This window comes from Actinosynnema sp., from assembly GCF_052038725.1.
In genome coordinates this window covers 1-9608 of sequence record NZ_JBQGCX010001281.1, presented here as the reverse complement: position 1 = coordinate 9608, position 9608 = coordinate 1, and the positions used below count along the sequence as shown (strand labels likewise).

Here is a 9608-nt window from a genome sequence, read left to right as displayed (position 1 = left end):
GGGCGGCGCTGCTGGCCGCGTCGGGGGTCCGGTCGCCGCACGTGCGGGTGCTGGCCGACCTGGCGAGCCTGCTGGCGCGCGGTCCGGCGCCGCTGGGGGTGGTGCGCGCGCTGCACCGCCGCACGCCGGGCCTGGTGGCCGCGCTGACCGACCGGGAGTGGCTGGTGGTGGGCGAGGACGTGCGGGCGACGCCGAGGTGCGCGGAGTTCCTGCGCGCGGTGAACGCGGCGCACGCCGAGGTGGTGGAGGGGTTGTGGCCGGACCCGCCGGTGGTCGAGCTGGTGGTGGAGCACCCGATGGCCGCCGCGCGCACCGGGCCGTCGCCGCAGGCCAGGCTGTTCGACCTGCTGCGGGCGCTGCGCTGGCAGCGCGCGGACGCGCACCACGCGGCCGTGCGCCAGGCAGCCGTGCGCCGCGCAACCGCGCACAGGACGGCGGTGCACCCGGCAGCGGGGCGCCGCTCGGCGAGCGAGGACGAGCGGGTGACGGACCTGGCCGCGTCGACGCCCTACCGGCGGCTCGACCGGGCGCGCAGGGCCGCGCTGGTGACCGACCTCCGGGGCCTGGCTGACTAGGCCCCGGAGGCGCGGGTCAGGAGAACTTGCCGTTGTTGGGCTTGGGCACGCCGTTGACGTACTCCGCCCCACCCGGCCAGGTCTGCTGCTCCCGCTGGGCCAGTTCCTCGTGCAGCTGCTGGAGCAGTGCCCGCTCGCGGTCGCTCAGCTTGGCGTCCACGGTCGGCGGCAGGTTGACCGAGGCGGGCGCCTGCCCGTCGGCCAGCGCCGCCTGGAGCGCCGCCAGGTCCTCCGGGTTGAGCTCCATCGTCACCTCGGCGCGCGAGAACGGGGAGTCCTCGGGCAGGGAGGGCGGCGGGGCGACCGGGGGCGCCACCGGGACCACCGGAGGGGGCGCGGGCGCCGCCTTCGGGGCAGGCGGGGGCGCCACCGGCGGTGGAGGCGGGGGCGGCGGCGGGGCCTGCTGCTTGGGCGCCGCGGGCGGGGCCGGTTCCTCCTTCTGGGCCTGGTCGCGCGCGGCGGTGCGCTTGACCGGCTTCGGGGGGAACGGCTGGATCGCCTCGAACGCCTCGTCGCGGCCACGTCGGGACTTGGTCGAGCCGGTCTGGTTGTCGTCGGCAGGCACCGGTTCCGGCTCGATGACCGGTGCCTTGTCCCGGACCTCGCCGTCGAACCAGGCGGCGTTGTCCGGCGCCTCGCCCTTGGCGCCGAGCGGCGCCGAGGGGAAGTAGACCTCGCGCGAGGACGACGACGCCGCGGCGTGGTACTCGTTCATCGGCTTGCCGACGGTGAGCACCTCCACCGAGGCCCGGATGCCCGCCTTCCGCAGCACCGCGTCCAACCGGTACGCGGTGGCGGTCGGGAAGCCCTTGGGGCCGATGTCCACCAGGACCACGCGCTGCGGCAGCGGCCCCGGTGTCGCGCCCGCCGGGCTGGAGCGCCACGTGCAGCGCACCGAGCGCACGTCGGGCAGCGCCGACGCGGTCCGGCCCAGCACGTCGGCCAGGTCCTTCGTCGGGTCCGAGTCGGCCGTGAACCGGTGCCTGATGTGCGGCAACGTCTCCACGGCCAGCAACCGGTCGGCCAGCAGCGGGTCCGAGCGGACCTCGCCCAGCAGCGCGGCCAGCTCCTCGCGCTCCTCGGCCTTGACCGGGATGCGCCCGGCGATCAGGCAGCCGACCACGTGGTCGACCGCGCGGTCCAGCTCCGAGACCGCCAGCATCTCCCGCGCCTGGGCGAGCGCGTCGTCGTCAACGCGGCCCGCCAGCGCCAACAGGAGGTCGTGCAGGCGGACGGGCAGTCCCGTTCCGTCTTGCGCCACGCCTGTTCTCCTTCCGGCCCGCTCCGCAGCGGCGACCATCAGACGGTCACCAGGTGTCCGTCGTCCTCGGCGCCGGTGCACACCAGCTCCGAGGACGCCAACGCCGCCCGGTGGTAGGGCGGCGGTTCGAGCCCGGCGGGCAGGACCTCCACGCAGGGGTCGTGCTCGCCGAGCGCCCGCAGCACGCGCTGCAGCTCGCCCGCGAGGCGCGCGCAGCCGGACGTGGCGGTGACCAGGATGACCCGGTTGGTCCTCCCGTTCTTGCCGCCGACCCGGCGCCAGGCGGAGCGGACCTCGCCGACCCCCGGCCTGCCGCGCAGGGTCGCGCCGAGCACGACCGTCGCCGAGTCGCCCATCGCCGCCCGGTCGGGCGACTCCGGGGTGAAGGCGAAGTCGGTCTCGGGCAGCTCGTCCAGCGCCCGGATGGAGCTCGTGGCCGCGCGGTCCGCGCCGTGCGGCACCAGGGCGCTCTCCAGCAGCCGCTGCTCGTGGTCGGTCAGGCCGATCCGGTCGTGCAGCAGGGTGCGGGGCAGGGTGCGGGCCAGGACGGACACGGCGTCGGTCGCGGCCCAGTCCCGGAACCGCCACATGACGTCGTCGGGGAGCCTCCCCGACAACCTCAGCAGCAGCTCGTGCAGCGTGTCCGACATCTCACTCCCGGATCTCGACGACCAGCTCGACCTCGACGGGGGCGCCCAGCGGCAGCTCGGCCACCCCGACCGCGGACCTGGCGTGCGCGCCCGCGTCGCCGAAGACCTCGCCGAGGAACTCGGAGGCGCCGTTGACGACGGCGGGCTGCCCGGTGAAGCCGTCGGCGGAGGCGACGAAGCCGACCACCTTGACGACGCGGGCCACCGAGTCGATCCCGACGAGGGCGTGCACGGCGGCGAGCGCGTTGTGCGCGCAGGTCCGGGCGTGGGCCTTGGCCTCCTCGGGGCTCACCTCGGCGCCGACCTTGCCGGTGGCGGCGAGCGCGCCGTCGACGAACGGCAGCTGGCCGGAGGTGAACACGAGCGAGCCGGTGCGCACGGCGGGCACGTAGGCGGCCACCGGGGCGGCCACCTCCGGCAGCCGGGCGCCCAGCTCGGCGAGGCGGTCGGTCCAGGTCACGACTTGGGCCGCTTCAGGTAGGCGACGTGCTGCTCGCCGGTCGGGCCCGTCAGCACGCTGACCAGCTCCCAGCCGTCCTCGCCCCACTGGTCAAGGATCTGCTTGGTGGCGTGGGTCAACAGGGGAACTGTGGCGTACTCCCACTTCTGCATGACGGGAGCCTAGCCGCCGCGGCGGTCCCGGCGCGCCCGAGACCGGGGGTCGGCGGCGGGGGGAGCGGGGTGCGGCGGGTGGAGCAGCGGGCGGGCGCGCGGGCGTCGGCGGGCGGTCCGCTGATCGTCCGCGCGGCGGCGCGGCGCGGGGGTCCGCCGGTGACGCGGGGGTTGCGCTGGGGCTTTGCCGTCCGGGTGATCGCGGGCCGCGCGCCGCCGGGTCGGCGGGGCGGTGGCGCGGTGATCGGCTCCGGGGTCCGCGGCGGCTTCCCGAACGATCTTCGTTTTGCTCTCGCAACGGCCGCCGGGTCGCGCGTCGCCCCCACCGATCCGCGCGCACCGCCCGCGGGTCGGGCACCGGCGGTGACCGCGCCCCACCGCGGACGCACGGTTGACGCGAACGCGGGACGCCCGTCCGGGGGATGACGTGGCTGTCCGGAATGGCGGACCCCGGCTCCCCCGATCGGCGGCGCGCCCCCTCGGCGCTGCCCGACCGTCCGGGTCACGTGCCCCTTCCGCCGTTCCGCACCCCCTGCGCGCGGGGCTACCTTGATCGGTGTGGAGACCTGGCGGGTCGTGGCCACCGGCGCCTTCATCGTCGGCGGTCTGGTGCTGGTGCTGGTCGGCATGGCGCAGGTGCGCGACCGCGTCAGACGGCGCTCGGAGCGGGACGCCAAGCACGCGCAGGTGCTGCGCGCGGCGCTGGTCGGGCTGGTCGCGGTGGCGGCCGTCGCGCTGCTGATCGCGCTCTGGCTGCCGTCCACGGTGGCCTGGGCGCTGGTCGCCGCGACCGCGCTGGCGATCGTCTTCCTGACCACCGCCGACTGAGCGCCGGAGCCCGCTCCTCGGTCGGCGCCCCGGCCGACCGCGGACCACCGCCGACCGAGCACCGGCCGACCGCCCCCGGCCGACCCCCTGGCCGACCCGGCCACCACCCGGCCGCCACCCGACCGACCACCGCCGACCGACCGGTCCGGGGCGGACGATCACGGGAGTGATCTCGATCGGTGATCGCGCACCGCCCGGCGGAGTGGCGGGGAGCGCGCATAGGCTGATCCGGTGACCGGCTGGACCGACGAACTCTCCCGCGCGCGGCTGCACGTCGTGACCGGCAAGGGCGGGACCGGGAAGACCACCGTCGCCGCGGCGCTCGCGCTGGCGCTGGCGACCGGGGGTCGCCGGGTGCTGCTCGTCGAGGTGGAGAACCGCCAGGGCCTCGCCCAGCTGTTCGACCGCCCGCCGCTGCCCTACTCCGAGGAGCGGATCGCGTCCGCGCCGGGCGGCGGGGAGGTGCGGGCGCTCGCGGTGGACCCCGAGGCCGCGCTGCTGGAGTACCTGGCCATGTTCTACAACCTGGGCTTCGCCGGGCGGACGCTGCGCCGGATGGGCGCGATCGAGTTCGCCACAACGCTCGCGCCGGGCCTGCGGGACGTGCTGCTCACCGGCAAGGTCAAGGAGTGCGTGCGCCGGGTCGGCAGGTCCGGCCGCCACGAGTACGACGCCGTGGTGCTGGACGCGCCGCCGACCGGCCGGGTGGTGCGGTTCCTGGACGTGACCCGCGCGATGGCCGACCTGGCGAAGGTCGGGCCGATCAAGGGGCAGAGCGAGGGCGTGGTCGCGCTGCTGCACTCCGGCGACACCGCCGTGCACCTGGTGTCGCTGCTGGAGGAGATGCCGGTGCGCGAGACGCTGGACGCGGTGGCCGAGCTGGACGGCGCCGACCTGCGGCCGGGCGCGGTGTTCGTGAACCGGGCGCGCCCGCACCGGCTGCCCCCGGACGCGGTGCTCAAGGCCGCCGAGGGCGGGGTCGACCCGGCCGGGCTGCGGGAGGGGCTCGCGGAGGCCGGGCTGGACGTGCCCGACGAGGACCTGGCCGGGCTGGTCGAGCAGACCGCCGACCACGCGCAGCGGGTGCTGGCCGAGGCGCGCGCGAAGGACAAGCTCGCGGAGGCGGACCTGCCGACGCTGGAGCTGCCCGAGCTGACCGGGGGCGTGGACGTGGCCGCCCTCTACGAGCTGGCCGAGTCGCTGGTCGAGCGGGGGGTGCGGTGAACGGGCTGGACGTGGACGCGCTGCTGGACGACCCGACGACCAGGGTGCTGGTGTGCTGCGGGTCCGGCGGCGTGGGCAAGACCACCACGGCGGCGGCGCTGGCGCTGCGGGCCGCCGAGCGCGGCAGGCGCGCGGTGGTGCTCACCATCGACCCGGCGCGCAGGCTGGCCCAGTCGCTGGGGCTGCGCGAGCTGGACAACTCGCCGAGGCCGGTGGTCGTCGAGGGCTTCGAGCCCGACGGCGAGCTGCACGCGATGATGCTGGACATGCGCCGCACGTTCGACGACATGGTGCTGGCGCACGCGGGCCGGGAGCGGGCCCAGCAGATCCTGGCCAACCCCTTCTACCAGACGATCTCCACCTCGTTCTCCGGCACGCAGGAGTACATGGCGATGGAGAAGCTGGGCCAGCTCGTGGCGCGCGACGAGTGGGACCTGGTGGTGGTGGACACCCCGCCGAGCCGGTCGGCGCTGGACTTCCTGGACGCGCCGCAGCGGCTGTCGACGGTGCTCGACGGCAAGCTGATCAAGATGCTGTCGGCGCCCGCGCGCGCGGGCGGCCGGGGCATCATGAAGATCGTCGGGACCGGGTTCACCCTGTTCACGAAGGCCGTGTCGACGATCGTCGGCGGTCAGCTGCTCCAGGACGCGTCCACGTTCGTGCAAGCGTTCGACAGCATGTTCGGCGGCTTCCGGCAGCGCGCCCAGGCGACCTACGAGCTGCTGCGCTCACCGGGGACGGAGTTCCTGGTGGTCGCGGCGGCCGAACCGGACGCGCTGCGGGAGGCCAGCTACTTCGTGGAGCGGCTCTCCGCCGAGGAGATGCCGCTGGCCGGGCTGGTGGCGAACCGGACCCACCCGGTGCTGGCCGGTCTGGCCCCGGCGGGCGCCGAGGCCGCCGCGGACCGGCTGGAGGAGCGGGCGGGCGGGCCGTCGCTGGCCTCCGCCGTCCTCCGGGTGCACTCGGACCGGGTCGCCGTCGCGGACCGCGAGAAGCGGCTGCTGGCGCGGTTCACCCGTGCGCACCCCGGTGTTCCCCTGGTCGGGGTTCCCGCCCTGCCAACCGACGTGCACGACCTGGACGGTCTGCGCGAGATCGGCCGCCGGCTGGCGGGCGAGTAGGAACCTCTGGTCGGCGCGGCGCGATCAGCCCGCTGCCGACTCCTCGTAGTGGTCCGTGCGCGCGGAGTCGAGCAGTTCGAGCCACGACGTCACGTCCGGTCGCCGCTTCAGCAGCGCCCTGCGCTCGCGCTCGGTCATCCCGCCCCACACGCCGAACTCGATCCGGTTGTCCAGCGCTTCGGCGAGGCACTCGGTGCGCACCGGGCAACCCAGGCACACGACCTTCACCTTGCGCTGTTCGGCCCCCCGGACGAAGAGCTGATCGGGCTCCCCATCACGGCACGCCGCCTTGATCCGCCAATCCCCCTGCTGCTGCATATCCCCCACCTCTGGTTCACACAGTGTCCGGTTCGAAATCCGCCACACCCCTGCCGCGGATGCCGTAGGCTCGCCACCGAAGTGGCCCGCCGTCGGCTGCTGTCCCTGGACGTTGACGGACTGTAGAGCGTTCCGGTTCCACCTCCAACCCTGGGATGCGCACCTGTTACCTGTCTTGAGTACGAGTACTCATCCCGGGTAATGGTGTTACTTGAGCCTGATCACTCGTTCCGGTCCCGGCTACGCTGATCCACGTGCGAGTCAGGAACAGCGTGCTGAAACTGCTCGGCCTGTGCGTGCTGGCGGGCGTCCTGCTGGCGGGCGCGTTGTTCCCCGCCGTCGGCGCGCTGGGCGTGGTGTCGAACCAGGCGAGCGACACCGTCGACAGCATCTCCTCGGACCTGGTGACGACCGACCCACCGCTGATCACGACGATCACGGACCGGGACGGCGCGCCGATCGCGTACCTGTACGACCAGTACCGGGTGCTGGTCCCACCGGAGGACATCTCCCCCACGATGAAGGCGGCCCTCGTCTCGGTCGAGGACCGCCGGTTCTACGAGCACCAGGGCGTGGACTGGAAGGGCACGACGCGCGCCGCGCTGACCAACCAGTTCAGCGGATCGGTCACCCAGGGTGCCTCCACGCTCACCCAGCAGTACGTGAAAAATTATCTTGTCCACGTGGTCGCGCGGAACAACAAGGTCGAACAGCAGAAGGCGCAAGAACAGACGATCGCGCGCAAAATGCGCGAGGCGCGCATCTCGTTGCAACTGGAGCGGAAACTGGGCAAGGAGGAAATCCTCGCCCGCTACTTGAACGTCGTCCCGTTCGGTTCGACGATCTACGGCATCGCCGCCGCCTCGCAGGCCTACTTCAACACCACCGCGGACAAGTTGACCGTCGCGCAGTCCGCGATGCTGGCCGGGATGGTCAACAGCCCGTCCGCGCTCGATCCCGAGGTGTTCCCGGAGAAGGCGCTGGAACGGCGCAACCAGGTGATCGACAAGATGGTCGAGAACGACAAGCTCTCGCGCGACGCGGCCTTCGAGGCCAAGCGCGAGCCGCTGGGCCTGGCCGAGCCGGTGCGCACCCCGCCCAACGGCTGCGTGGGCGCGGGCCCGGAGAACGGGTTCTTCTGCTCGTACGTCGTGGAGTACTTGGAGCGCAACGGTTTCAGCATCGAGCAGCTGAAGATCGGCGGCTACACGGTGCGCACCACGCTCGACCGCGACATCACCCAGAAGGCCAAGCGCGCGGCCGAGGGGCAGGTCGCCAAGGACACCAGCGGGATCGCCAACACGATGGCGATCGTGCGGCCGGGCAAGGAGAGCCACGAGGTCGTCGCGCTGGTCGCGAACCGCGACTACGGGCTCAAGGCCGACCAGTTCCAGACCCAGTTCGACCTGCCGAGCGGGGTGGAGAACAAGTTCGGCGCGGGATCGGTCTACAAGACCTTCACCGCCGCCGCCGCGCTGGAGAAGGGCATGGGGATCGAGAACGTCATCCCCACCCCGACGTTCTACGAGTCGCGCGTGTTCAAGGGCGGCGGGAACCGCTGCCGCAGCACCGGCGAGCCGAACACCCGCTGGTACTGCCTCGGCAACGCCTCCTCCACCTACTCCTCGCAGATGTCGCTCCAGCAGGCGCTCCAGACCTCGCCGAACACCGGGTTCGTCATCCTGGAGGAGCGCCTGGGCATGGACCCGGTGGTGGACATGGCCTCGCGGCTGGGGATGCGCGAGACGATGGCCACCAACATCTCCGGCACCCCGCCGGACCCGAGGTCCAAGCAGCGCGAGCTGCGGGTGTCGCAGAGCGAGTTCTACAAGCAGGACGGCGGGAACGCCTCGTTCACGCTCGGCCCGGCGTCGGTGAGCACGCTGGAGCTGGCGAACGTGGCGGCGACCATCATCAGCGGCGGCACCTGGTGCCCGCCGACGCCGGTGGCCGAAGTGCTCGACCGCGACGGGGAGGCCGTGCCGGTCAACGAGGCCCCGTGCGAGCAGGTGGTCAACGAGCAGCTCGCCAACGGGCTCGCGGTGGGCATGTCCAAGGACGACCAGGGCGCGGGCACGGCGGCGGTCGCGGCGCGCAACGCCAAGTGGACCCGGCCGATGCTGGGCAAGACCGGCACGACCGAGGACTACAAGTCGGCGGCGTTCATCGGGGCCACGCTCGACTACGCGGGCGCGGTGCAGACCTACAACGACGGCCCCAACCCGCAGCCGATCTGCGTGACCGGCAAGCCGAGGCTGTGCGCGAACGGCGACATCTACGGCGGCACGGTGCCCGCGCGGACCTGGTTCGACACCATGGCGCAGATCCACGAGGGGCTGCCGGTGCGGCAGCTGCCGAAGGTGGAGCCGCGCTACCTCAAGGGCGGCGACGAGATCCGGGTGCCGGACGTGGTGGGCAAGAGCGTCAACGACGCCACCAGGGTGCTTCAGGAGGCCGGGTACAAGGTGACCCAGCAGAGCCGGAACTCCGCGCAGGCCAAGGGGACCGTGGTGAGCCAGACGCCGCGCGGCAGCGCCCTGCAGGGCACGCTGATCACGCTGCTGGTGAGCACCGGCTACGTGCCGCCGCCCGCGCCGACCCAGCAGTCGCCGCAGCAGCCGCCCACCCAGGGGCAGCCCGAGCAGCCCAGCCAGCCGACACAGCCCGGCGGTCAACCGGGCGGCGGGACACCGGGGACGCCGGGGCAGCCGGGCGGACCGACCACACCCACCAGACCCCCCCGACCCGTGAGCCGGTGGTGCGGCGCCGGCCCTCGGGAGCGGTGTGGGGCGAGGCGCTGTGCCAGCTGCTCGAACGCCTCGACCCCGACCGGCTGCCCCGCCACGGCGGCACCCCGGCCACCGTGATCGTGACCATGGACCTGGCCACCCTCCTTGGCGCCACCGGCCCCGCGACCCTGCTCGACAGCAACGGCGACGCCGTGGCCGCCACCCCCCTCAGCGCGGGCGCGGCACGAAAGCTGGCCTGCCAGGCCGGCGTCATCCCCGCCGTGCTCGGC

Annotated in this window: 10 protein-coding genes; 5 read left to right on the top strand and 5 right to left on the bottom strand. The window is 73.7% G+C overall.

All coding sequences use genetic code 11. The features are described 5' to 3' along the window. The coding region (locus ACTUAL_RS27080; protein ID WP_440902224.1) for a hypothetical protein at window positions 1–575 on the top strand (575 nt) is incomplete at its 5' end. A gap of 16 nt (window positions 576–591) precedes the next feature. Here the strand turns inward: ACTUAL_RS27080 and ACTUAL_RS27075 are convergent. Genes ACTUAL_RS27075 through ACTUAL_RS27060 form a run of 4 tightly spaced genes read right to left on the bottom strand, consistent with a single transcriptional unit; the run spans window position 592 to window position 3098 of the window. Continuing rightward, on the bottom strand, window positions 592–1836 hold the full coding sequence (locus ACTUAL_RS27075; protein WP_440902223.1) for a hypothetical protein: 1245 nt from the start codon (window positions 1834–1836) through the stop codon (window positions 592–594). A 38-nt stretch (window positions 1837–1874) separates the two neighbouring features. Then, window positions 1875–2486 carry a hypothetical protein gene (locus tag ACTUAL_RS27070; RefSeq protein WP_096491101.1) on the bottom strand — a complete coding sequence of 204 codons (612 nt, stop codon included), beginning with the start codon at window positions 2484–2486 and terminating at the stop codon, window positions 1875–1877. A 1-nt stretch (window position 2487) separates the two neighbouring features. Beyond that, a complete protein-coding gene (locus ACTUAL_RS27065) occupies window positions 2488–2946 on the bottom strand; it encodes a RidA family protein (RefSeq protein ID WP_440902222.1) in 459 nt (152 codons plus the stop codon). Continuing rightward, a complete protein-coding gene (locus ACTUAL_RS27060) occupies window positions 2943–3098 on the bottom strand; it encodes a DUF4177 domain-containing protein (RefSeq protein WP_012782872.1) in 156 nt (51 codons plus the stop codon). The genes ACTUAL_RS27065 and ACTUAL_RS27060 overlap by 4 nt, the downstream gene beginning before the upstream one ends. Before the next feature lie 558 nt (window positions 3099–3656). Between ACTUAL_RS27060 and ACTUAL_RS27055 the strand changes: the two genes are divergently transcribed. From ACTUAL_RS27055 to ACTUAL_RS27045, 3 genes are all read left to right on the top strand, one after another. Further along, window positions 3657–3926, top strand: coding sequence for a hypothetical protein (locus tag ACTUAL_RS27055; protein ID WP_012782871.1), 270 nt, complete (start codon window positions 3657–3659; stop codon window positions 3924–3926). A 231-nt stretch (window positions 3927–4157) separates the two neighbouring features. After that, window positions 4158–5150 carry an ArsA-related P-loop ATPase gene (locus tag ACTUAL_RS27050; RefSeq protein WP_096491099.1) on the top strand — a complete coding sequence of 331 codons (993 nt, stop codon included), beginning with the start codon at window positions 4158–4160 and terminating at the stop codon, window positions 5148–5150. Further along, window positions 5147–6271: an ArsA family ATPase gene (locus ACTUAL_RS27045; protein WP_440902221.1), complete on the top strand. Its 1125-nt coding sequence runs from the start codon at window positions 5147–5149 to the stop codon at window positions 6269–6271. The genes ACTUAL_RS27050 and ACTUAL_RS27045 overlap by 4 nt, the downstream gene beginning before the upstream one ends. A 24-nt stretch (window positions 6272–6295) precedes the next feature. Here the strand turns inward: ACTUAL_RS27045 and ACTUAL_RS27040 are convergent, their stop codons facing one another. Further along, window positions 6296–6589 (bottom strand): WhiB family transcriptional regulator, encoded by a 294-nt coding sequence (locus ACTUAL_RS27040; protein WP_012782868.1) that lies wholly within the window; start codon window positions 6587–6589, stop codon window positions 6296–6298. A gap of 254 nt (window positions 6590–6843) precedes the next feature. Between ACTUAL_RS27040 and ACTUAL_RS27035 the strand changes: the two genes are divergently transcribed. Further along, complete coding sequence (locus ACTUAL_RS27035) at window positions 6844–9456, top strand: transglycosylase domain-containing protein (RefSeq protein WP_440902220.1); 2613 nt, start codon at window positions 6844–6846, stop codon at window positions 9454–9456. Window positions 9457–9608 lie beyond the last annotated feature (152 nt).